This is a genomic window from Kitasatospora sp. NPDC057965 (genome assembly GCF_042887135.1).
Classification (GTDB): Bacteria; Actinomycetota; Actinomycetes; order Streptomycetales; family Streptomycetaceae; genus Kitasatospora.
Genome location: NZ_JBHVPZ010000004.1, coordinates 165,549 through 186,659 on the forward strand (window position 1 = coordinate 165,549; position 21,111 = coordinate 186,659).

At 71.9% G+C, this 21,111-nt stretch carries 22 protein-coding genes and 1 pseudogene; 8 read left to right on the forward strand and 15 right to left on the reverse strand.

Features of this window, described 5'->3' with window-relative positions; genetic code table 11:
- Positions 1-14 precede the first annotated feature (14 nt).
- The 4 genes from ACFVVU_RS06555 to hisC form a co-directional block, all read right to left on the reverse strand.
- Positions 15-1,226: an ABC transporter permease gene (locus ACFVVU_RS06555; RefSeq protein WP_387788597.1), complete on the reverse strand. Its 1,212-nt coding sequence runs from the start codon at positions 1,224-1,226 to the stop codon at positions 15-17.
- Positions 1,223-2,053, reverse strand: a complete 831-nt coding sequence (locus ACFVVU_RS06560; RefSeq protein WP_380689350.1) for an ABC transporter ATP-binding protein — start codon at positions 2,051-2,053, stop codon at positions 1,223-1,225. The genes ACFVVU_RS06555 and ACFVVU_RS06560 overlap by 4 nt, the downstream gene beginning before the upstream one ends.
- On the reverse strand, positions 2,053-3,579 hold the full coding sequence (locus ACFVVU_RS06565) for an efflux RND transporter periplasmic adaptor subunit (RefSeq protein WP_387788598.1): 1,527 nt from the start codon (positions 3,577-3,579) through the stop codon (positions 2,053-2,055). Before ACFVVU_RS06565 ends, ACFVVU_RS06560 begins: the two co-directional genes overlap by 1 nt.
- Before the next feature lie 283 nt (positions 3,580-3,862).
- Positions 3,863-4,933: a histidinol-phosphate transaminase gene (hisC, locus tag ACFVVU_RS06570; protein ID WP_387788599.1), complete on the reverse strand. Its 1,071-nt coding sequence runs from the start codon at positions 4,931-4,933 to the stop codon at positions 3,863-3,865.
- A 333-nt stretch (positions 4,934-5,266) separates the two neighbouring features.
- On the opposite strand from hisC, the gene ACFVVU_RS06575 reads away from it, so the two are divergent.
- Positions 5,267-6,424 carry a LacI family DNA-binding transcriptional regulator gene (locus tag ACFVVU_RS06575; RefSeq protein ID WP_380683712.1) on the forward strand — a complete coding sequence of 386 codons (1,158 nt, stop codon included), beginning with the start codon at positions 5,267-5,269 and terminating at the stop codon, positions 6,422-6,424.
- 147 nt (positions 6,425-6,571) lie between these two features.
- Complete coding sequence (locus ACFVVU_RS06580) at positions 6,572-7,705, forward strand: metallophosphoesterase (RefSeq protein WP_380683711.1); 1,134 nt, start codon at positions 6,572-6,574, stop codon at positions 7,703-7,705.
- A gap of 104 nt (positions 7,706-7,809) precedes the next feature.
- Here the strand turns inward: ACFVVU_RS06580 and ACFVVU_RS06585 are convergent, their stop codons facing one another.
- Positions 7,810-9,120, reverse strand: coding sequence for a hypothetical protein (locus tag ACFVVU_RS06585; protein WP_387788600.1), 1,311 nt, complete (start codon positions 9,118-9,120; stop codon positions 7,810-7,812).
- A 219-nt stretch (positions 9,121-9,339) separates the two neighbouring features.
- Between ACFVVU_RS06585 and ACFVVU_RS06590 the strand changes: the two genes are divergently transcribed.
- Entirely contained in the window at positions 9,340-9,735 is a 396-nt protein-coding gene (locus tag ACFVVU_RS06590) for a VOC family protein (RefSeq protein WP_387788601.1), read from the forward strand.
- Positions 9,736-9,942: 207 nt separating this feature from the next.
- Here ACFVVU_RS06590 and ACFVVU_RS06595 read toward each other — a convergent pair.
- Positions 9,943-10,041 (reverse strand): annotated as a pseudogene (locus ACFVVU_RS06595) (type II toxin-antitoxin system VapB family antitoxin); the annotation flags it as partial.
- A gap of 142 nt (positions 10,042-10,183) precedes the next feature.
- Here ACFVVU_RS06595 and ACFVVU_RS06600 point away from each other — a divergent pair.
- Positions 10,184-10,666, forward strand: coding sequence for a nuclear transport factor 2 family protein (locus ACFVVU_RS06600; protein WP_387788602.1), 483 nt, complete (start codon positions 10,184-10,186; stop codon positions 10,664-10,666).
- A 33-nt stretch (positions 10,667-10,699) separates the two neighbouring features.
- Here ACFVVU_RS06600 and ACFVVU_RS06605 read toward each other — a convergent pair whose 3' ends face one another.
- Entirely contained in the window at positions 10,700-11,485 is a 786-nt protein-coding gene (locus tag ACFVVU_RS06605) for a helix-turn-helix transcriptional regulator (RefSeq protein ID WP_387788603.1), read from the reverse strand.
- 113 nt (positions 11,486-11,598) lie between these two features.
- On the opposite strand from ACFVVU_RS06605, the gene ACFVVU_RS06610 reads away from it, so the two are divergent.
- On the forward strand, positions 11,599-11,955 hold the full coding sequence (locus ACFVVU_RS06610) for a VOC family protein (RefSeq protein WP_380683704.1): 357 nt from the start codon (positions 11,599-11,601) through the stop codon (positions 11,953-11,955).
- A 17-nt stretch (positions 11,956-11,972) separates the two neighbouring features.
- Positions 11,973-12,419, forward strand: coding sequence for an SRPBCC family protein (locus tag ACFVVU_RS06615; RefSeq protein WP_380683702.1), 447 nt, complete (start codon positions 11,973-11,975; stop codon positions 12,417-12,419).
- 79 nt (positions 12,420-12,498) lie between these two features.
- Here the strand turns inward: ACFVVU_RS06615 and ACFVVU_RS06620 are convergent, their stop codons facing one another.
- Positions 12,499-13,509, reverse strand: a complete 1,011-nt coding sequence (locus tag ACFVVU_RS06620; protein WP_387788604.1) for a DUF5937 family protein — start codon at positions 13,507-13,509, stop codon at positions 12,499-12,501.
- A gap of 103 nt (positions 13,510-13,612) precedes the next feature.
- Between ACFVVU_RS06620 and ACFVVU_RS06625 the strand changes: the two genes are divergently transcribed.
- Positions 13,613-14,905 (forward strand): MFS transporter, encoded by a 1,293-nt coding sequence (locus ACFVVU_RS06625; RefSeq protein ID WP_387788605.1) that lies wholly within the window; start codon positions 13,613-13,615, stop codon positions 14,903-14,905.
- Positions 14,906-14,968: 63 nt separating this feature from the next.
- Here the strand turns inward: ACFVVU_RS06625 and ACFVVU_RS06630 are convergent, their stop codons facing one another.
- From ACFVVU_RS06630 to ACFVVU_RS06655, 6 genes are all read right to left on the reverse strand, one after another.
- Positions 14,969-15,121 carry a thiamine biosynthesis protein ThiC gene (locus tag ACFVVU_RS06630; RefSeq protein WP_387788606.1) on the reverse strand — a complete coding sequence of 51 codons (153 nt, stop codon included), beginning with the start codon at positions 15,119-15,121 and terminating at the stop codon, positions 14,969-14,971.
- 26 nt (positions 15,122-15,147) lie between these two features.
- Complete coding sequence (locus ACFVVU_RS06635) at positions 15,148-15,696, reverse strand: GNAT family N-acetyltransferase (protein WP_387788607.1); 549 nt, start codon at positions 15,694-15,696, stop codon at positions 15,148-15,150.
- Positions 15,635-16,330 (reverse strand): lasso peptide biosynthesis B2 protein, encoded by a 696-nt coding sequence (locus tag ACFVVU_RS06640; protein WP_387788608.1) that lies wholly within the window; start codon positions 16,328-16,330, stop codon positions 15,635-15,637. Before ACFVVU_RS06640 ends, ACFVVU_RS06635 begins: the two co-directional genes overlap by 62 nt.
- A complete protein-coding gene (locus tag ACFVVU_RS06645; protein ID WP_387788609.1) occupies positions 16,327-18,021 on the reverse strand; it encodes an albusnodin/ikarugamycin family macrolactam cyclase in 1,695 nt (564 codons plus the stop codon). Before ACFVVU_RS06645 ends, ACFVVU_RS06640 begins: the two co-directional genes overlap by 4 nt.
- Before the next feature lie 85 nt (positions 18,022-18,106).
- Complete coding sequence (locus tag ACFVVU_RS06650; RefSeq protein WP_387788610.1) at positions 18,107-18,235, reverse strand: albusnodin family lasso peptide; 129 nt, start codon at positions 18,233-18,235, stop codon at positions 18,107-18,109.
- 319 nt (positions 18,236-18,554) lie between these two features.
- A complete protein-coding gene (locus ACFVVU_RS06655) occupies positions 18,555-19,028 on the reverse strand; it encodes an ATP-binding protein (RefSeq protein ID WP_387788611.1) in 474 nt (157 codons plus the stop codon).
- Between the two features lie 174 nt (positions 19,029-19,202).
- Between ACFVVU_RS06655 and ACFVVU_RS06660 the strand changes: the two genes are divergently transcribed.
- A complete protein-coding gene (locus ACFVVU_RS06660; RefSeq protein WP_387788612.1) occupies positions 19,203-20,516 on the forward strand; it encodes a hypothetical protein in 1,314 nt (437 codons plus the stop codon).
- Here ACFVVU_RS06660 and ACFVVU_RS06665 read toward each other — a convergent pair whose 3' ends face one another.
- A complete protein-coding gene (locus tag ACFVVU_RS06665; RefSeq protein ID WP_350755141.1) occupies positions 20,517-21,050 on the reverse strand; it encodes an NUDIX domain-containing protein in 534 nt (177 codons plus the stop codon).
- Positions 21,051-21,111: the final 61 nt, after the last annotated feature.

Here is a 21,111-nt window from a genome sequence, read left to right on the forward strand (position 1 = left end):
TCTGCGGTCCTTGCTCACTCGTGGCGGAGGGCGTCGATCGGGCGCAGCGAGGCGGCCCGGTTGGCGGGGTAGCTGCCGAAGAACAGACCGATGGCGACGGCGATCCCGAACGCCCCGAGCACCGACTCGGGGATCACCACCGGCTCGATGCCGACGATCCTGAAGTGCGCGCCGGCGATCCCGGCCAGCACCCCCAGCCCGGCGCCGACCACCGACAGCAGGGTGGCCTCGGTGAGGAACTGCCCGAGGATCACCCCGCGCGGGGCGCCCAGCGCCTTGCGGATGCCGATCTCCCTGGTCCGCTCGGTGACCGTGACCAGCATGATGTTGGTGATGCCGATCCCGCCGACCAGCAGCGAGATCGCGGCCACCGCGCCGAGCAACACCGTGAAGGTCCTGGTCGTCGACTCGCGGGTGCTGAGCAGCGAGGCCTGGCTGCTGATCCGGAAGTCCGCCCGGCTCGGGTCGGCGATCGCGTGCGCGCCGAGCAGGACGCGGGTGATCTCGGCCTGGGCCGCCGCCGTGTCGTCCGCCGAACCGGCCTGGACCAGGATCTGGTTGACCGAGCCGAAGCCGGTGAAGGCGTTCTGCACCGTCGGCAGCGGGGCGATCAGCACGTCGTCCGGGTCGGTGAAGCCGGTGCCGCCCTTGGCCCGCAGCACGCCGACCACGGTGAACGGGGTGCCGCCGACGGTGATCGCCTTGCCCACCGGGTCGGCGCCGGCGAACAGCTGCTTGGCGGTGGTCGCCCCGAGCACCGCCACCTTGCGGGAGGCCAGCACGTCGTCCTGGGTGAAGTACTCGCCGTGCTCGATCCGCTGGTTGGCGGTCTCGAAGTACGCCGGGTAGGTGCCGACGATCGAACCGGGGCTGTAGGAGATGTCCCCGTACAGCGCGGTGCCGCTCGCCGTCACCACCGGCGCCACCGACCGGACCGCCCTGGCGTCCGCCTCGGTGGCCAGCGCCCTGGCGTCGGCGACGGTCAGCTTCCTGGCGGTGCCGGCGGAGCGCGCGCCGCCGGTGGCGGAACCGGCGGTCACGGTCAGCGCGTTGGTGCCGAGCGAGGTGATCGACTCCTTGACCGCGACCGAGGAGCCGTTGCCGACGGCCAGCAGCAGGATCACCGAGGCCACGCCGATCAGCACCCCCAGCATGGTGAGCGCGGAGCGCACCTTGTTGGCGGCCAGGCCGCCGGCGGCGAAGCGGAGCGTCTGCCAGAGGATCACGCCGGCACCCCCGCCCGGAGCAGCGCGGGGGGCGGCCCGTCCACCGGGGCCTGCCGGACGTCGGCGACGATCGCGCCGTCGACCAGCCGCAGCACCCGCTTGGCGTGCCGGGCGACCTCGTCCTCGTGGGTGATCAGCACGACCGTGCGGCCGGTGGCGTTGAGGCCGTCGACGAGCGCGAGCACCTCCTCGGTGGAGCGGCTGTCCAGGTTGCCGGTGGGCTCGTCGGCGAGCAGCATCGCGGGCGCGGTGACCAGCGCCCGGGCCACCGCGACGCGCTGCTGCTGGCCGCCGGAGAGCTCGTTGGGCCGGTGCCCGGAGCGCTCGGCGAGGCCGACCAGGGAGAGCGCGGCGAGTGCCCGGCGGCGGCGCTCGGCGGCCCGCACGCCCGCGTAGGCGAGCGGCAGCTCGACCTGGGCCAGCGCGGTGGTGCGGGGGACGAGGTTGAAGGACTGGAAGACGAAGCCGATCTTGCGGTTGCGGACCAGCGCGAGCTGCTGCTCGTCCAGGTGGCCGACGTCGATGCCGTCCAGCAGGTAGCGGCCGGAGGTCGGCACGTCGAGGCAGCCGAGGATGTTCATCAGGGTGGACTTGCCGGAGCCGGAGCTGCCCATCACGGCGACGTAGTCACCCTGCTCGACGTCCAGGTCGACGCCCAGCGGGGCGCCGGTGGCCGGGTCGTCGGGGCCGCGCAGCGCGTGCACGGTGGCGTCGCCGTGGCCGTAGGACTTGGTGAGGCGGCGGATCCGGATCACCGGGGCCGGCGCGGCGGGGAACGGGTGGGGGTGGGCGTCGGTACGGGCGGGGGCGGGGAGGCGGTGGGGCATCAGCGGCCACCGCCCCGGCCGGCGCCCGTGCCACCGGCACCTCCGGCAGCGCCGACGGCGCCGCCGATGCCGGCCACCCCCGCGCCGCCGGTTCCCGTACCGCCTCCCCGGTTGCCGTTGCCGCCCTGGCCGCCGTTCACGCCCGGGAAGGAGCCGTTGGGGAAGCCGTTCGACCCGCTGGTGGAGGCCAGTTCGACCTTGTCGCCCTCGGCCAGCCCGGAGACCACCTGCACGGTGGTGTCCCCCTCGACGCCCACCTCGACGGTGACCCGCTCGGTGCTCCCGTCCGGGTGCACCACGGTGGCGGTCCGGCTCGCGCCGGTGCCGGACAGGGCGGCGGTCGGCAGCGACAGGGCGTCGTCCGCCTCGCCGGTGACCACCGAGACGGTCGCGCTCAGCCCGGTGCGCAGCTTGCCGGTGTCCCCGGAGAGCTGCAGCGTCGCCGCGTACTGGACGGCGGCCGAGCCCCCGCCGGAGCCGCTCACCGGCAGCGGGCTCACCGACAGCACGGAGGCGTTGAACCTGCTGTCGGACTGCGCGTTGAGCGTGACGGTGGCGGCCTCGCCCTTCTTCAGCTTGAGCGAGTCCAGCTCGGAGAAGTTGGCGGTGACCTGCATCCCGGTCGGGTTGGTCAGCACGATGAAGCCGCTGGGGGCGGAGGAGGCGCCCGTGGACGACTTGGCGCCCGCGGAGGAGGACGAGGAGCCGCCGGTCGATCCGACGGTGTCGCCGACCCGGCCCGCCACCGAGGCGACCGTGCCGTCCACCGAGGCGGTGAGCGTGGTGCCGGCCAGCGCCGCCTGGGCGTTGGCGAGATTGGTCTGCGCGGTGGCGAGCTGCTGCTCGGCCTGGGCGACCGCCGCGTCGTCGACCTTGGTGGTGGTGATGGTGGTGGTCTGCGGCTCGGGGACGCCGGCCGTCGCCGCCGGGACGGTGGCCCGCGCGGACGGGCTGGTCTGCGCGGACGGGTCGGCCGTCGCCGAGGGACCGGCCGCCGCCGGCTGGTCGGCCTGCGGGGCGGACGCGCTGCTCCCGTCCGCCCCGCGGCCGCCCGACCCGCCCGCGCCGGAGGACCCCGACGTGCCGGACGAGCCGTTGGCCCTGGCCGGCAGCTGCTGCACGGTGGTCGTGGTGACCCCCGCGCGCGCCTTGGCCAGGTTGACGGTGGCGGTGTTCAACGCGGCCTGCGCGGCGTCCACCTGCTGCTGCGCCGCGGTGGTGTCGACGGTGGCGAGCACCTGCCCCTTGGTCACCGTGTCACCGACGGCCACCTTGACGGCGGTGAGCCGCCCGCCGGTGGTGAAGTCCTGGGCCGCGTCGGTGGGCGACGCCAGGGTGCCGGTTCCGGACACCGTGGCCAGGACCGTGCCCTTGGTGACGGTGGCCGTCCGGACCGGGGCCTTGGCGGCCGCCGTGCCGGTGCCGTCGTCCAGCACGGTGTACGCCAGGGCGGCGGCACCGAGCAGGGCCACGCCGAGCGCGGAGTTGACGAGGACGGCACCTCGCCGTCGCGGGAACACCTTCATGGCGGACAGCTTCCCGGGGCGCTCTTGCACCGTCCTGGACACCGGCTGGGAGGTGGCTGACCGGCCGAACCGGGCATATGGTCACGCTCCGCCCGGCGTCGGCCGACGGCTTGGCGGACACCAGGGGAAGCGTTGACCGTTCTCCCAGCCGGCTCCCAGGGATCCCCAGGCACTCCTGATCCGCCGCGAACCCGAAGGCGCGGCGGGAGACGGCCCGGAAACGCCGCGGCGGAGCGGGCGGCCCCACCGGGCCTCCCGCTCCGCCGCGAACCGGAAAAGGGGGTTACAGCTCCTTGCGGAACGCCTCCGCCACCGCGAGGAAGATCGAGTTGCCCTCGACCTCGCCGATGGAGATCCGCACGCCCTCCGGGAACGGCCGGACGATCACCCCGGCCTCGGCGCACGCCGCCGCGAACTCCGCGGAGCGCTCGCCCAGTTCGAGCCAGACGAAGTTGGCCTGCGAGTCCGGGATCTCCCAGCCCTGGGCGCGCAGCCCGGCCACCACCCGGTTCCGCTCCTCGACCAGCGCGTCCACCCGGACCATCAGGGCGTCCTCGGCGCGCAGCGAGGCGACGGCCGCGTCCTGGGCGAGCTGGGTGACGCCGAACGGCACCGCGGTCTTGCGCAGGGCGGCCGCGACCGGCTCGTGCGCGATGGCGAAGCCGACCCGCATCCCGGCCAGGCCGTAGGCCTTGGAGAAGGTGCGCAGCACGCAGACGTTCGGGCGGTCGCGGTAGAGGTCGATGCCGTTGGGCACCTCGGGGTCGCGGATGAACTCGATGTACGCCTCGTCGACGACGATCAGCACGTCGGACGGGACGGCGTCCAGGAAGCGCTCCAGCTCGGCGCGGTGGATCACGTTGCCGGTGGGGTTGTTGGGGTTGCAGACGAAGATCAGCCGGGTCCGCTCGGTGACCGCGGCGAGCATCGCGTCCAGGTCGTGGTCCCCGCCCGCGGTGAGCGGCACCGGGACCGGGGTCGCGCCGGCGATCTGGGTGATGATCGGGTAGGCCTCGAAGGAGCGCCAGGCGAAGACCACCTCGTCGCCGGGGCCGGCGGTGGCCAGGATCAGCGACTGGGCGACGCCGACCGAGCCGGTGCCGGTGGCGATGTGCTCGGCCGGCACGCCGAAGTGCTCGGCGAGCACGGCGGTCAGCTCGGTGGCGGCCATGTCCGGGTAGCGGTTGAGCTTGCCGGCCGCCGCGACCGCCGTCTCCAGGACCCCGGGGAGCGGCTCGTAGGGGTTCTCGTTGGACGACAGCTTGTACGCGTCGGCACCGGCGGGCTTGCCCGGCTTGTACGTGGGAATGCCGTCCAGGGTCGGCCTGAGGCGAGGGCCCTGTGCTGCGGTCACGGTCGGTCTCCTTCTGTTCTTCCGCTGCGTTCGCCCGTCACGGTCGGGATCGCCGCCGTGCCCGGGATTCGGAAACGCACCCGGTCCACCCCGGTCGGGTGCCTTGAACGATACCGATCCGCGCTCACCCGTAGGAGTGAGATGCCCGGTCGGGTTACAGGTGCAGATCAGCCATTCTGCTGGGTTCCTTTGGCACATGTCAGAGGTAAACCGGCTGGTTTCGTACGGGGATCGAAGGGGCGCGCACGGGCTCACTCATGGAGAAACGTATCTCCATAGGCTCCCAATGCGCCGGTCACAGACCCTTGTCAGGAGCCATACGATCGGTCCGCCATGACAGCAGCAGCCAACCAGAGCGGTCGGCGACCCACCACCTCACGGCGTCTGGAGCGGGCCGGCATCCGGGATGTGGCAGCAGCCGCCGGAGTGTCGATCACCACCGTCTCCGACGCGCTGAACGGGAAGGGCCGCCTGCCCGACGAGACCAGAAGCCGGGTGCGCGAAGTCGCCGAGCGCCTCGGCTACCGCCCCTCGGCGGCCGCCCGAACCCTGCGCACCGGACGTTCCGGCCTGATCGGGCTGACCGTCACCACCTACGGCGAAGAGCCGTTCACCTTCACCGAGTTCGCCTACTTCGCCGAGATGGCCCGGGCCGCCACCAGCGCCGCCCTGGGACGCGGCTACGCGCTGGTGGTGCTGCCCGCCTCCTCCCGGCACGACGTCTGGGGCAACATCGCCCTGGACGGCACGGTCGTGATCGACCCGCCCGACCAGGACCCGCTGGTCAGTGAGCTGTACCGGTCCGGGGTCCCGGTGGTCAGCGACGGCAAGCCGGGCAACTGCCCGGTGACCGCCTGGGTCGACAACGACCACGAGGCCGCCGTGCTCGGCATCCTCGACCACCTCTCCGAGGCCGGCGCCCGCCGGATCGGCCTGCTCACCGGAACCAGCACCGACACCTACACCCGGCTCTCCACCGAGGCCTACCTCGGCTGGTGCGCCAAGGTCGGCCAGGAGCCGGTCTACGAGACCTACCCCGCGCACGACCCGGCCGCCGGCGCCGTCGCCGCCGACCGGCTGCTCGCCCGCCCCGACCGTCCGGACGCCGTCTACGGCCTCTTCGACCCCAACGGAACCGACCTGCTCGCCGCCGCCCGCCGCTACGGCCTGCGGGTGCCCGACGACCTGCTGCTGGTCTGCTGCAGCGAGAGCGACGTCTACGCCACCACCGAGCCGCCCATCACCACCCTGTCGCTCAAACCCCGGCGGATCGGCACCACCGTGGTGAACCTGCTGATCGACGCCATCGAGGGGGTGGACTCCGGCACCGGCGTCGACATCGCCCGGCTCTTCCCGCCCCGCTTCCGCACCGCCGGCACCGGCCCGCCGCCCGGCACCCTGATGCCCACCGAACTCATCGTCCGGGCCTCCTCCCAACGGCGGTGCCCGCGCACCACGGTCAGCCCGCCCCGCCCGCCGGGCGAGGTGTGACCCCGGGCCGCACGGCTCGCACGTGCGGCCCTCCCCCGTACCGAGTCAGGACAAATCGGACCTGACGGGCCGACCGGCTGACGCTCCGGAGGATTGGATACCCACCAGGTGACGACGCCGGGAGAGTGGTCTTCCTATGATGGGCGAATGACACCCGAGGACCGCTTCCCCGGGCCTGAACACCCGGACCCAGGCCCCCGCCACCAGCCGGACCTCGACGTGCTGCCGTACGGCACCTATTACGAACCGGAACCCGTCGCCGACTACTCCGGGGGCGGGTACGAGGCCGAGACCTACAGCGGCTACGGCGGCGCCCGCTACCTCGAACAGCACTGGCCCGCCGACGGCCCCGAGCACGGCCACACCGTGCACGCCCCCTCCGGCGGCGACGACCCGCCGACCATCGAGCTCGGCCCCCCGCTCGCCGAACCCGGTGTCCCCTACCACCCGTACCCGGCCCCCGGCCCCGGCGAGCCGCCCGGCCCGCTCTACGTGGTCGGCGACGTGCACGGCTACCTCGACGAGCTCCGCGCCGAGCTGCGCCAGCAGGGCATCATCGACGCCGACGGCCACTGGTCGGCCGGCCGCTCCCGGATCTGGTTCCTCGGTGACTTCACCGACCGCGGCCCGGACGGCATCGGCGTCATCGACCTGGTCATGCAGCTCGCCGCCGAGGCGGCCGCGGCCGGCGGCTACTGCCGCGCCCTGATGGGCAATCACGAACTGCTCTTCCTCGGTGCCGCCCGGTACGGCGACGAACCGGTCCAGTCCACCGCCGGCACCGCCTCCTTCCTCGCCGCCTGGCGGCTCAACGGCGGCCAGCAGAGCGACCTGGAGCGCCTGGAGGCGCACCACATCAGCTGGCTCTCCCGGCTCCCGGCGATCGCCCTGGAGGACGGCCACCTGCTGCTGCACTCCGACACCACCGCGTACCTGGAGTACGGCGAGTCCATCGCCGAGGTCAACGACGCCGTGCACGTCCTGCTCGCGGACGAGGGCGTCGACGAGTGGTGGGACTGCTTCCGCCGGTTCACCAAGCGGTTCGCCTTCCGCGGCGACGCCGGGCCGATGGCCGTCCGCGAGCTGCTGGACGCCTACGGCGGGGCGCGCGTCGTGCACGGGCACAGCCCGATCCCGTACCTCACCGGTGCGGTGCACGCCGACGACGGCATGCCGCCGCAGGTGCCGGGGCCGTACGTGTACGCGGACGAGCTGGCCGTCGCCATGGACGGCGGCGTGACGATGGAGGGCCGGCTACTGGTCTCCCGTCTGCCGGTCTGAGCCGCGGGGCGGTCGGGACCGGCCGGGACGCGGCGCACGGCGCGGAGCGGAACGCGACCCGCCCCGGAAGGCGGGGCCTTCCGGGGCGGGTCGGCCGACGCGGGTCAGCCGCGGCGGGCGCGGCGGGCCAGCGCGACGGCGGCGGCACCGACCGCCAGCAGCGCGGCGGCGATGCCCACCGGGACGGCGGGGTCGGAGCCGGTGTCGGCAAGCTCGCCCTGCGCGGTGGCGGCGGTCTTCGTCGGGGAGGGCTTGGCGGCGGCCTTGACCACCGACGGGGTGGCGGTCGGCGTGGCGGTCGCGCTCGGGGCGGCCGTGCTCGGCGCGGCGGTCGGGGTCCTGCTCGGCGTGGCGGTCGGGGTCTTGCTCGGCGTGGCGGTCGGCGTGGCGGTCGGCACCGGCGCGTTCGGGTTCACGCAGTCGGGCGCGCCGTCGACCGGGGTCGTGGCGAGCGGCTGGGTGGTCCAGAAGAGCATCGGGCCGGCGCCCGGGAAGTAGCCGAAGCCGAGCCTCGGGTCCGAGGGGTCGAGCTTGAAGTTCCTGCCCAGGGTGATCCGGGCGTTGAGCACCTTGTCGTCGACCGGGCCGGTCGCCCACTTCGCCACGTCGACGGTGCCCTCGCCCATGCCGACCGCGCCCAGGTCCACCCGGTGCCAGCTGCCGTCCTTGGGGTCCTGGACGTCCACCTCGGCGTCGCAGCGCGCCGGACCGTCCATCGATCCGACGCCCTGGCCCGCCCACAGGAAGAACGAGGCCGTGGTGAGGTGCCAGTCGAACTTGTTGGCGGTCTTGATCGAGACCTTGAACGGGTGCGGCCTGCCGTCGGCGGGGATCGACTTCGGCAGCCCCTCGATGGTGGTGGTGAGGCCGTTCACCTTGGCCACCCGGCCGGTGCGCGCCACCCACTCCTCGGCCTGGCCGCCCTTCCCCAGCCGGGGACCGATGAAGGCCTCCACCCCGAAGTCCGTCGCCGGACCCTCCTGAGCGGACTGCACCAGCTTGAACCGCAGCTTGAAGGTGCGCTCGGAGTGCGGCTGCACCTCGACCGCGCCTCCGGTGAGGTCGGCCGCGGTGCCCTCGTGGCCGCCGCTCCTCCCGCCCAGGTCCTGGGCCATCAGCTTGACCGGCTGCCACGCTCCGGAGGCCCCGTCGGCGTACTCGGCGACGATCTCGTCCAGGCCGATCATCTGGGAGCCGAAGTAGACCAGCACGTGCTCGTCGGCGGAAAGCTGATCGGTGTCGTTCTTGACCGTCACCGACCCCTCGGACCAGCCGCCGCCGGGCTCGACGGAGTCGAATCCGTCCATCCGGATGGTGTGGGCCGGGTCGTTGCCGGCGGCCTGGGCAGCGGGAGCGGTCAGCGCGATCGGCGACGCGACCAGCGCCGCCGCCATGAGCGCATGGCGAATTCTCACATTTACCTCAATGGTCCGAAATGGCCGCGAGATCCGGCGGCCGCGCGGGGTTTCCCACCGCGTGGAGGCGCAGACTATCCGATCACCGGATCAGGATGTCAACCAACTAATTCGCGGCAGAAATTCGATACAAGTCGACAAAAACGGCCTTGATCACGGCGGCCGCGCGGCGGATCGTGGAAGGTGTCGGCAAAGCGCCCCTCCCCGACTGGAGCCACCATGACCCCCCTCCGCGTGAAGGCCCTCGACCACCTCGTCCTCAACGTCCGCGACGTCGAACGTTCGCTGGCGTTCTACCAGGGCCTGCTCGGCCTGGAGCCGGTCCGCGTCGACGAGTGGCGGGCCGGCAAGGCCCCCTTCCCGTCCGTCCGGATCACCCCCGAGACGATCACCGACCTGATGGCCCGACCGCGCGGCGATTCCAACGTCGACCACATCTGCCTCACCGTCGACCCGCTCGACTGGCAGGAGGTCCTCGACGCCGGGACCTTCACCGTCCTGGAGGGCCCGGTCCGGCGCTACGGCGCCCGCGGCAACGCCACCTCCGTCTACGTCCGCGACCCGGACGGCAACACCGTCGAACTCCGCTGGTACCCCGAGGACGCCGCCCGATAGACCACCGGCGGCGAAGCGGACGGAATCCCCTGATTCCCCTGGCCGCCCATCAGCCCGGGACGTCGCGGACGCCGCGTTGAAGTGGAGTCCGCGAGGTACCGGATCACTCCGCTCCCCGCTCTCCGCGTCATGGAGCCGCTGCCGGCCCTCGTAGTCCCACTCCTCGGCAGCCCGCATGTGCCGGGCACGCCTGGCAGCACGCTCGTGCCTCTCGGCGTACTCACGGAGAGCGGCGTTCACCACGTCCTTCTCGGTCGCGCCCCCGGAGAAGCGAAGAGCCTTCGCCAAAGCGTCATCGTCCAGATCGGTGGTCGTCGCTCATATATTCCTCCGATATATAAGGCCAACAACACCTTTGAATACAGCAGTCGCCGGACCGGCCCCGTACCGGACGACGACGTCGGAAATCCGCCAGTGCCGGGGCCTGCCCGGGCCTAGCCTCGCGGGCATGTCACAACGCAGCCGCGACATCGTCCAGCACGCCTGGAAGGCGTTCGCCAGCCACGATGCGGACCGGATCTCCGCCGTCTTCACCGAGGACGCCGAATGGCTGGCACCGGCCGGGAACGCGACGGCCGTCGCACTGGACTGCCCCAGCCACATGATCGGCCGAGAAGCGATCGCACGCTTCCTCGCCGAGGACTTCGGCCGGCTCTTCGCCCGGGACGTCGACGTCACGTTCCGCGGCTTCCACGTCGACGGCGACCGCGTCGTCGTCGAGGAGACCATGACCGCGACGCTCGCCAACGGCAACCACTACACCAACGACTACTGCCTCGTCTTCGAACTCCGCGACGGCCTGATCCACCGCGTCCGCGAGTACATGGACACCGCACGCGGCCACCGCATGGTGTTCGCCCCCGCCGAGCAGGATTCGGCGGGCGTGGAGCCGTCGCCGGACCCGTCGCCGGACTCGTCGCCGGTCTTCTGACCGGTCTTCAGCACACGGGGGCTTCCTCCGCTCTCATGACGCGGGCGAACCGGGGACGAGCAGACGGCGCAGGGCGGTGGGGGTGTGTCCCACGTGCTCGCGGATGGTGCGGGTCAGGTGGGCCTGGTCGGCGAAGCCGAGCTGTGCCGCCAGGTCCGCGAGAGCGGGTGCGCCCTCGGCGAGTCGGTCCATGGCCCGGGTGACCCGTACGCGGTTGCGGTAGCGGGTCAGTGGGACGCCCATCTCCCGTGAGAACAACCGGCTCAGCCGGTAGGGCGACACCCGCAGCAGCGCGGCCAGGTCACAGAGTCGCCCGGCCTCCGGAGCCTCGTCATTGATCGCCTCACGTGCCGCCGCCACCAAGGCCCGGTCGGCCGGTCCCGGGCGTACGGTCGGCTCGCCGGTCGCCACGGCGACGAGACCCAGCAGCTCCTCCGTCAGCGCGTAGTCGATGTCACCGGTGCCCGCGGCGGTGAGGACACGACGGTGGGCGAGATCGACGCGCGCGTCCACGTACAGCGTCGTCGCGGCGAGCGGGCGCCCCAGGAGGGAGGGATCGAAGCCGACCGACGTGCAGACGTCGCCGCCGGCCGGGTGCGCGAAGCGTTCCTCCTCGCCCGGCGCGCCCAGGTAGGCCATGGTCGGGTCCAGATCGGCATCGGCGCCGTCGGCCCATCGCCGAAACCTGCCGCGCCGTACCAGCACCAGGCGGTGGTCGTCGCGCGTCTCCGGCTCCGACCACCGGACGTGGTCGGAACGGCACCCCACCACGGTCACGGTGAACTCGGGCCGGACGGCGAGGGTCGAGGCGGACAGCATGCTGCGCACGGTACGCGCCGGGTACGACAGGACGGCCCGCAAGGATCTTCAAGACCTCCGGTGCCACCGCCCCGGATGCTTGGGGTCACGTGATGACACGAAGGGAGCCACCCATGGCCGTCCACGCGGAACTCACCGCGATCACCATCGACTGCGCCGACCCCCGGGCACTCGCCGACTTCTACCGGAAGGTCACCGGCTGGGAGATCGCCCAGGCCGACGACGACTTCGTCTACCTGGGCCAGGGGCCGGTCCAGCTGGCCTTCCAGGGGGTCGCCGACTACCGGGGACCGGGCTGGCCCGACACCGCCAAGCACGCCCACCTGGACTTCAGGACCGCCGACCTGGAGGCCACGGTCGAGGAACTGCTCTCGGCGGGAGCGACCCTGCCCGAGTTCCAGCCCGGGGGAGGCGAGTGGACCGTTCTCGCCGACCCCGAGGGACACCTGTTCTGCGTCACCGCGGCCTGACCGGGAGTCGATCGCACATGGCCTCCGTCCACGAGGAATTCACCGTCGACGCCCTCCCCGAATCGGTGTGGGCGGTGCTCAGCGACTACGGTGCGGTGCACGAGCGCCTGGCGCCCGGGTTCGTCGTCGACACCCGCCTGAGCTCGGACACCCGCACCGTCACCTTCTCCGACGGCACGATCGTCCTCGAACGGCTCGTCGACCTCGATCACGAGGCGAGGCGGGTCGCCTACACCGTCATCGGCGGGACCCTCCACCCGTCCCACCACCACGCCTCCATGCAGGCTCTGCCGGAAACCGGGGGCCGGACGAGATTCGTGTGGCACATCGACGTGCTCCCCGACACGCTGGCCGCGACGATCGCCGAGTTCGTCGCGCACGGATCGACGGTCATCCGCCGCACCCTGGAGGCCGCGCCGCCGTCCCGGCCCGGACCAGGACCCGCCTCGGCCCCGGCGTCGTAGCCGGACTCGACGGCGGTGGAGCCGTCGCCGTCGCCGTGCTCGTCGCGGACCTTCCGACTGATCTTCATCGAGGAGGGTTTCAGCCGGAAGGCAGCACGTCCGCCTGGTCCCGCCGGGTCTCCGCAGCGGCCACCAGGACTTCCGCCGCCTCTGTGCGGACGTACAGCACGTACCGGCCGCTGCGGTGTGCGTCGACCAGGCCGGCGGTGCGCAGAGCGGTCAGCTGCTGGGAGACTCCTCCGGCGGTGATCCCGGTGCGGCGGGCCAGGTCGGTCGTCGAGGCGGGGGCGTCGAGCTCGGCCAGCAGGCGGGCCCTGGACCGGCCGATGACCGCCGCCAGGGCCCGCGGGGCGGCGGATCGCCGTTCCCAGAGCGTGGCGACGCCGCGCGGCGGATAGCGCAGGGTGGGTTGCCAGTTCGGGCTGATCACGGAGAAGACCCGGGGCCAGACGAACACCGACGGAACAAGGAGGAGCCCGCGCCCGCCGAGGTGCCGGCTGCCGCGGACATGGTGGTGCCCGACGTACAGGGTGTCCTCGTCCCAGGCCACGCTGGACGCCAGGTCGCCCAGCAGCCGGTCCGCTCCGTGCTCGGCGAACAGTCCGGCCCGGTGGAGCACGTCACCTTCCAGAAGAGAGCGCATCCGGGGCCAGTGCGGCGCGAGTGCGATCTCCCAGTAGCCCTCCACCAGTTCGGCGAGTTCGCCGAGACCGCGGCGCGGGTCGCCGCGCAGCCGATCGATCCGCTCGGAGCGCGGCGCACGTGGGCCGCCGAGGCCGGACCGGACCTTCTCGGGTGGCGTCGCGCGCAGAACGGCAAGCTCAAGTCCCAGATCGGCGACCGAGGTTGTCGGTGGTGGTGCGATGAAGACCGGGATCGACCGGGGCGGGTCCGGGACCAGATCGGCGAGCAGGCGCCAGTCCAGCCCCGAGGCGGCCAACCGGGGACGGACCTGATCGATCCACGGGCGGTGCAGCGGGTGCTCGGCCGGATGCTTCAGCACCCTGACACTGGCCACCACCTCCCACAGCGGCGACAGGGCGAACCGGGTGCGGGCCAGATCGCGGACGGAGAACGCCAGGTCCAGCACGGTGCGGCCCCCTCTGCGGCGGAAGACCCGGCGGCCGGCGGGTCAGGATTCAGCCCAGCCTAAATTCCTCGCCCGCCGGGCGGCGCGGCGGGAGCCTCACTCCATGACCAGCCATGAGATCGCCCACGGGCCGGACACGGCCGCAACCACTCCCGATCCGCGTCCTTCGGTCCTCCGGAGCCCGGACTTCCGCCTGCTCATCGGCGCCGCCACGGTCAGCAAGCTCGGCACCGCGGTGAGCTCCTTGGCGATCCCGCTGACCGCCGTCCTGACCCTGCACAGCTCGGCCGGAGAGGTCGGCCTGCTGGCGACGCTGAGCACCCTCGCCTTCCTCCTGATCGGCCTGCCGGCCGGTGCCTGGGTGGACCGGATCCGCAAGCGACCCGTGATGATCGCCGCCGACCTGGCCAGGGTCGCGCTGCTCGGGTCGGTGCCGGCCGCCTGGCTGCTCGACTGTCTGACGATCCAGCAGCTCTACCTGGTGGTCCTGCTGGTGGGCGCGGCCACGGTCCTCTTCGACGTGGCCGCGCTGAGCCAACTGCCCGACCTGGTCGGGCGGGACCGGCTCACCCAGGCCAACGCCCACCTGGTGACCGTGGACGCCCTCTCCCAGATCGGCGGGCGGAGCGTGGGCGGCTTCCTGGTGGCGCTGCTGTCCGCTCCCGCAGCGGTCGTGGTCGACGCGGCCAGCTACCTGGGGTCGGCGATCCTCCTGCTGCGCATCCGCCGGGCGGAGCCGCGACCGCAGCACCGGCGCGACGCCCGCCTCGGCGGCGAGATCCGGGAGGGCCTGCGCTTCGTGTTCGGCCACCCGACACTCCGGGCCGTCGCGCTCGCCGGAGCCTGCACCAACCTGTCCATCCAGCTCTGCCAGACCATGCTGCCGGTGCTGTTCACCCGTGAACTCGGCCTCTCCGACGGTGTCATCGGCCTGTACTTCGCGGCCGGTGGCCTCGGCGTGTTCATCGGTTCGCAGTCGGCCCGCCGGCTGGCGCACCGACTCGGCGCGGGTCGGGTGCTGTGGCTGATGGGCCTGGCCGTCGCGCCGTTCGGCGCCCTGCTGGCGCTGGCCGATCGCGGCCCGGCCCTCTGGCTCGCCGCGGCGGCCTGGCTGATCACCACGTGCAAGGTCGGCATCGACAACGTGATCACGGTCAGCTTCCGCCAGAGCGTGACACCGGACCACTTGCTCGGCCGGATGAACGCCACCATGCGGGTCGTCCTGACCGGCTCGCTCGCCGTCGGCGCCGCCCTGGCCGGCCTACTGGGCGAACTCGCGTCGGTCCGCACCGCCCTGTGGGTCGGCGCGGCCGGGCTGGCCACGGTCTGGGTCCCGATCTTCTTCTCACCGCTGCGCACCCGGCGCGAACTGTCCGGCCCCGACACCCCGCGGTGAACGGCTGCCCACGACGAAGCGCCGCCCCGAGGTCGACCGGGGCGGCGCCACGAGGACGGTGCGTCAGTCGGCCATCGGCAGATAGACCTTGTAGCCGTGGCCCTTGAACTCCTCGGACATGGCCTGCATGCCGGCCTCGGCCTCGGCGTCGTAGCCGGACTCGACGGCGATGGAGCCGTCGCCGTGCTCGTCGCGGATCTTCTGACTGATCTTCATCGAGCAGAGCTTGCACAGACGTGGCATCAGCTACTGCGCTGGCTCAAGAAGTCGTCGGCGGTGGCGTCCATCAGGAGTTCGTCGCAGGGACGACCGAGCCAGTAGCCCGACTGCCGCAGGCGCCCGGCGGGCTGGAACCCGGCCTTCTGGTAGGCGGAGACGCCCGCCACGTTCGGCTCCAGGACCTTGAGCCACACCATCCGCAGGGCCGTGTACTCGAAGGCCCAGCGGAGCGTCAGTTCGGTCGCCTCAGTGGCGAAGCCCTTACCGCGCGCCTCCGGGGCGAGGAGGATGACGTACTCGGCCGTCCTCACGGCGGGGTCGATCGAGAGGGTCGTGATGCCGGCCGGCGTGTGGTCGTCGCCGGCGACCACCTCGAACTGGGGGTAGTCACGGTTGCGGCCCTGACCTTCCCAGCCGCCCGCGCGGACCTCCCAGGACTGGGCGACCTGCGTGCCGAAGCCGAGGATGGTGCCGGGGTCGTTCTCCCATCGGTGGTAGTCGGCCAGGTGGTCACGGTTGGTCATCGCCAGGCTGACGCGCTCGCCGGGCAGCAGGATGTGAGGGGTGGGCATCAGTGCCTCGTTCCGGGTCGGTCGGTGCGTTGATCGGTGTGCAGTCGCCAGTCTGCTCGGGTTCCTCGACCGGCAGGCCGTGAACGTCGCAGATCCAGGAGTGCAGGCGTATCGGGTCGGTGGCCACGCCATGGCGCCAGGCACCACCACGGCCGCCGAGCAGGAGCAGGAGGGAGGCCGCCACGCTCTCCTCCAGGCAGGCGACACGGGTGGGGATCGCGCGGGCGGCCCAACGGACCGAGCGCACCGCGAGGCCGGCGTGGCGTGCGCTCGGGAGCGGCCGCCGGCCGCCGGCCTCGGCGAGGCGGCGAAGGCGACCGAAGCTTCTGCCAGGACGGCCTGCTGTGCGCACGGCCAGGGTCGTCGCCACGACGGCCGCCGCCGCCAGCCGCCATGCCCACGGTGGCGGGGCGACCGTCTCCAGACGAGCAGGGGATTCGCGGGTTCCCCAGGAGACCTGCGAGTCGCGCAGGGGAACCGGGGCCGGCGCCGCGCTGTGCTTCAGCGCGTCGAGCCAGCGGGTGAGCGTGTCGCCCGCAAGGAGGACCGTCCGGCCGGTCCGGTAGTCGACGACCACGCCCGCGCGGCCGGTCAGCGCGGTACGCGTGTGCTTCGTCGGCGTGGGAATCGTCATGGCCTCTCCTCCCAGCGAACCGCCTGTCCGGCCGCGGCCGAGGCCCGGAGCCAGAGTTCCGTACCGAGAACGGGTTCGATCAGGCCCCACGGGATGTCGACGCCGAGAACGGCATGGCCCAGCAGCGAGCGCACGGCCGCCGGGCGGATGAGCCCGAGGTCGGCGAGGTGCCCGTCCACCAGATCCAGGACCCGGGCCTTGTTCGCGCGCAGCCCGTGGTGGTGATCGGCCGCGAACACCCCCTTGGCGCCCCGCTGAAGGACCCCTTGAGGCAGGAGACCGGTCACGGCGTCGGCCAGCAGCGGCTTGTAGCGGCGTGCGGACCACCGTTGCGTCGCGGACGTGGCGAGGACGGTCTCCACGATGCGGGCGTCCGTGTAGGGGTTGTGCATCTCGATGCCGTGCGCGGCGGCGAGCTGGTTCTCCGTCGCGGCGGTCCGGCCGACGCAACGTGCTTCTCCCAGGAGGTAGCGGTCGGCGTGACCGAGGGTGAGCGTGTCCGCGTGTGGAGCGGTGACGGACCGGGCCAGGTCGAGCGTGCGGCGGGTGAGCCACGGCATCGGCGCCGTCGCACCGCCGAGCTTTCCGGGGTCCTTCCAGGCCGCGGCCACCACTGTCCAGGGGCTCGACCGGTAGAGCCGTGCCCATGCCTGCGCGTCGTCGGCCAGGCGGAGGAACCGACCCGATCGCGCCAGGTCGGCCATGTGCACCGGGGGCGGCATGAACAGGGAGTCCCCGCCGTCCCCGGTCAGGTGCACGTTCATGCCGTCAACCGCCAACAAACGGAGTTGGGCGGAGAGTTGGGCGTGGACCATGGCCGACGGCGCCGGTTCGTCCGTCAACGGGACGGAACCGAGGTCCGCGAAGGGCAGGTGCTCCGGGCCCAGGGGCATGAAGCGGTGGCGGATAGCGGGGAACGCACGGGCGACGGCGCGGGCGTGGTCGGTGTCTCCGCCGCTCTCCCGCCCCTGGGGGTGGTAGGTGAGGCCGGTGACAGGACCGGACGTTGCGGCGATCGCCGCTAGGGTACTGGAGTCGAGACCACCCGACAGATCGGAGGACGCCGCTTGTCCGGAAACCCGGATGAGCACGCTGTCCTCCAGGTCGTCGCGCAGCCGCTGTACGGCGTCGCCCCAGGCGAGGCGGGGCGCCCGCCAGAACGGAGCGAAGGCGGAAGCGCCATACGCGTTGGCGGTCCAGCGATGCCCCGGCGGTACCTGTTCCACTCCCTTCCAAGCCGACCTGCCGGGAACCCACGCGGTCGGCTCGGCCAGGTGCGCGGCCAGCCAGGTTTCGTCCGGCTCGGCACCGATCAGCGAGGCCAGCGCGAGCGCACTCGATGCCCAGACCAAAGTCCCGTCAGCCTGGGTGATGTAGACCGGGGCCGCGCCGGCAGGGTCGGCCCACACCGTGAGCTCGCCGCGGCCGTCGTCGAAGACCAGGGTGTACGCCCCCGTCCAGGCGGTTGCCGCCATGTCCAGGACGCGCAGACCGGTTGAACGGACGAGGCGATCCAGGTCCGCGTCCGTGGCACCGCATGGGCCGAAGACCGCCAACCGCTTACCGGCGCCCTCCGCCAGGCGTACCCGGGCGTCGACCGACCAGGCCGACGGGGCGCGCCACCACACCCGTGCGCCGGCAGGCGTTCGGGACGTGGTGGCCGGGCTGATTGATCCACCGAACAGGCTCATGCGATCACCTCCAAGGATCGAGCCGGAGCAAGGTGCGGCGGCACCCCCCCGGGGGGGTCAGGGTGCCGCCGCCGTGCCGTCAACGTCAGGCGTCGTACGGCGCGCGCTTGCCCTCGACGCTGTTGTTGTTGCTGCCCTGAGTCAGGAACGTCGCGTCACCCAGGACGACGACCTCCTCCTCCTGCTCGGGGTCGAGCTGAACCAGGTTCTCCATGTTGTTCACCTCCCTCCGCTGGTGCAGGGCGTGACGGTCGATCCCGTCACGGTGGCGCACCCCAGGCCCCGGTGTAGTCGTCGGGGCCAGGGGAGTCTTGGGGGACCCGCCTGTCAGGTCGGCGGCTCGCGATCGGGTGCCGACCGCGCGGGGTGTGCGAGGCCCTGATGGTCGGCAGCCTCCAACTGGTTCAACACCGAAGCACCGAGGAGGAACACGGTGACCGCGTGGCCGAGCACCCAGACCCCCGCCAGTACCGCGCCAACCGGGTCACGATGCTCGCCACGATGAAGACCGTGGGTCCCTGGTCCATTCACGTTCACGCCGCCACCGTCCTCAGCTCGAACCAGACCCACTTGCCGAGCGCGGCGAGGTCCACACCCCAGCGAGAGGCGAGCGTGTCCACCAGGCCGAGGCCGTACCCGGACTCCGCCTCACCCTTCGGCTCCACGCGGCACGGCAGTTCAACGGACGAATCCCGGACCCCCACACGGACCGACGACTGCCGCCGCTCCACCGCAACGGAGATCCTCGTGCACCCCGTGTGCTTGGCCGCGTTGGCGACCAGCTCGGTCACCAGGAGCTCAGCCACGTCAGCGAGATGATCAAGCGACCAAGCGGCCAGGCCGGCGGCCACCAACTTGCGTGCGGCACCGGCCGATTCGGGGATACAGGGCAGTTCCACCCGGCACCGCCAGTCACCAGGAAGCACCACCGGGATCTCGATGGGCACGTCGATCGGGCAGCCGGCGGAGGAGGGATGGACTGTCGAGGCGGAATTGATCACGCTCATCAGCCCAGCCACCCTCTCCATCGCCCTCCGGGCATCTCCCGAAGGTGACTCCAGAGTCCCCGAGCGGACAGCTTCGAAAAAGGCCAGCGTGTGTACCCACGATGGGTAAACTCGCGGTCGGTTATCTCGCGTGACACTGAGCGATGATCTTCCTGGCGCTGAGGGGTGGCAGCCATGAGCGAGTCCACAGAGCCGCAGGGGCTTCCGCGCAGACTGCTCGCGGACCCCGACCTGGTTCTCGCCTGCGCGGAGCGCGACTTCGCGCGGATCTTCCAACTCGCCGCACGCAAAGGCGGGTTCCACCCGTCCCGAATCGCTCGCGCATGCGAGCTGACGCCCAGCAGGGTGGGCGAGGTGATGAAGGGGCGCCCGAAGATCACCAACATGGGCGTCATCGAGCGCATCGCGGACGGCTTACGGATTCCCGGGCGGATGCTCGGCCTGGCCGATCGCAGTTGGGAACAGCCCGCCGTCCTACGCCAGGGGCTCTCGCCCCAGGTCCAGGTGGCCCATCTCCCCCGGCCGGCTCCCGAAGCCCGAGCAGGGACCGAGCTGGACGACATTCTCGCCATAGCCGCAGGTACAAGGGTCACGCCCAACGTCCTGCGTTCCCTGCAAGCGTCCATCGAGGACTATTGGCGACGCGACGACCAGCATGGCGGTGAAGCCCTACGACCGGCGGTGATCGGCCAGCTCAGGTACGTCACGGGCATCATGCACGACACCGCGGATCCCAACTACCGCCGAAGCCTCCACGGCATCGCTGCCGAACTCGCGCGCCTCACCGGGTGGACGTACTTCGACGCACGGCAGTTCAACACCGCCCAGAGCTACTTCACCGAAGCACTCCGGTTCGCGCGCGAGATCGGCGACCGCCCGTTCATCGCCAACGTGCTCGCCTGCCTCAGCCTCCAGGCGACCTACCAGGAGAAAGCCCAGGACGCGATCACGCTGGCCCGAGCCGCCCAGGACAACGCCCATCTCGACGGTGGTACGCCGAGGCTGCTGTCGATGCTGTCGATGCGCGAAGCCTTCGGCCACGCGAGCGCGAACGACCAGGCGGCGACCCACCGGGCGATCACCCGAGCACACGACCACTTCGAGCGGATCTCCACCACCGACGACGATCCCGTATGGGTCCAGTACTTCGACCACACCAAGCTCACCGTGGACACCGGGATCGCCCTTGGCCAGCTGGGCGATGCGACGGCCGCCGAGCCCCTCATCGCCGAAGCCCTCCGTGCCGAGCCGACGACGAACCTCCGAGGCCGCGCGTTCCACAGCTTCTGGCTCGCCCGCACGCAACTCCAGCGGCAGGAACTCGAACTGGCCTGCACGACCGCGACGGCAGCCCTCGACCTCGCGGCGGCCGTCGAATCCCCCAGGGTGGTCGCCCATCTCCAGGAGTTCCGGCAGCTGCTCAAGCCCTACCGCGGCCACACCCAGGCCGAGGAACTGGTCGACCGGATCACCGGCTCGGCCGGATGATCAGAGGCCGGCCTCGTCGAGCAGCAGGTAGAGCACACCCACGAGCGTGCCGCTGCTGACGATCTCGCGGCGGTCGATCATGCCGCGCAGCTCGGACAGGGCGACCCATTCGATCCGGTCGGACTCGTTGCGCTCGGTCGGCGGGCCCACGTACTCGACGGCATCGGCCCGGAACACGAAGTGCTCGGAGTCGGTGATCCCGTTCGCCGGCTGGGCGTAGATCAGCGGCTTGACCTCACCGACCTTCCAGCCGGTCTCCTCCAGCGCTTCGCGGGCCGCGGCCTCCGCCGGGGTCTCGTCCGGCTCGATCAGCCCCATCGGGAGTTCCCAGGCCCAGGTGTTGGTGATGAAGCGGTGCCGCCACATCATGAGCACCTGCTTCTCGCTGTTCACGATGGCCGCGACCGCCAGGTGCCGGAGCTTGACCACGTGGTGCTCCCAGCGGTGCCCGTCGGGCTGCTCGACATCAGCCAGCCACAGGTTCACCCAAGGGTTCTCGTAGATCGGACGTTCCCCGTGGATCTTCCACTGCATCGCTGCGGCCCCTCTCGACGGACCTTCAGCATGTCAGACCACGAAGCTCAAAGGTCCAGTT

Bases quoted from the DNA above. Each gene is read 5' to 3' on its own strand.
- ACFVVU_RS06575 (WP_380683712.1), top strand. From the start codon at position 5,267: ATGACAGCAGCAGCCAACCAGAGCGGTCGGCGACCCACCACCTCACGG.
- ACFVVU_RS06580 (WP_380683711.1), top strand. From the start codon at position 6,572: ATGACACCCGAGGACCGCTTCCCCGGGCCTGAACACCCGGACCCAGGC.
- ACFVVU_RS06565 (WP_387788598.1), bottom strand. From the start codon at position 3,579: ATGAAGGTGTTCCCGCGACGGCGAGGTGCCGTCCTCGTCAACTCCGCG.
- ACFVVU_RS06640 (WP_387788608.1), bottom strand. From the start codon at position 16,330: ATGACGATTCCCACGCCGACGAAGCACACGCGTACCGCGCTGACCGGC.
- ACFVVU_RS06655 (WP_387788611.1), bottom strand. From the start codon at position 19,028: ATGAGCGTGATCAATTCCGCCTCGACAGTCCATCCCTCCTCCGCCGGC.
- ACFVVU_RS06630 (WP_387788606.1), bottom strand. From the start codon at position 15,121: ATGAAGATCAGTCAGAAGATCCGCGACGAGCACGGCGACGGCTCCATC.
- ACFVVU_RS06665 (WP_350755141.1), bottom strand. From the start codon at position 21,050: ATGCAGTGGAAGATCCACGGGGAACGTCCGATCTACGAGAACCCTTGG.
- ACFVVU_RS06650 (WP_387788610.1), bottom strand. From the start codon at position 18,235: ATGGAGAACCTGGTTCAGCTCGACCCCGAGCAGGAGGAGGAGGTCGTC.
- ACFVVU_RS06660 (WP_387788612.1), top strand. From the start codon at position 19,203: ATGAGCGAGTCCACAGAGCCGCAGGGGCTTCCGCGCAGACTGCTCGCG.
- ACFVVU_RS06590 (WP_387788601.1), top strand. From the start codon at position 9,340: ATGACCCCCCTCCGCGTGAAGGCCCTCGACCACCTCGTCCTCAACGTC.
- ACFVVU_RS06605 (WP_387788603.1), bottom strand. From the start codon at position 11,485: ATGCTGTCCGCCTCGACCCTCGCCGTCCGGCCCGAGTTCACCGTGACC.
- ACFVVU_RS06625 (WP_387788605.1), top strand. From the start codon at position 13,613: ATGACCAGCCATGAGATCGCCCACGGGCCGGACACGGCCGCAACCACT.
- ACFVVU_RS06635 (WP_387788607.1), bottom strand. From the start codon at position 15,696: ATGCCCACCCCTCACATCCTGCTGCCCGGCGAGCGCGTCAGCCTGGCG.
- ACFVVU_RS06645 (WP_387788609.1), bottom strand. From the start codon at position 18,021: ATGAGCCTGTTCGGTGGATCAATCAGCCCGGCCACCACGTCCCGAACG.
- ACFVVU_RS06600 (WP_387788602.1), top strand. From the start codon at position 10,184: ATGTCACAACGCAGCCGCGACATCGTCCAGCACGCCTGGAAGGCGTTC.
- ACFVVU_RS06610 (WP_380683704.1), top strand. From the start codon at position 11,599: ATGGCCGTCCACGCGGAACTCACCGCGATCACCATCGACTGCGCCGAC.
- ACFVVU_RS06560 (WP_380689350.1), bottom strand. From the start codon at position 2,053: ATGCCCCACCGCCTCCCCGCCCCCGCCCGTACCGACGCCCACCCCCAC.
- ACFVVU_RS06615 (WP_380683702.1), top strand. From the start codon at position 11,973: ATGGCCTCCGTCCACGAGGAATTCACCGTCGACGCCCTCCCCGAATCG.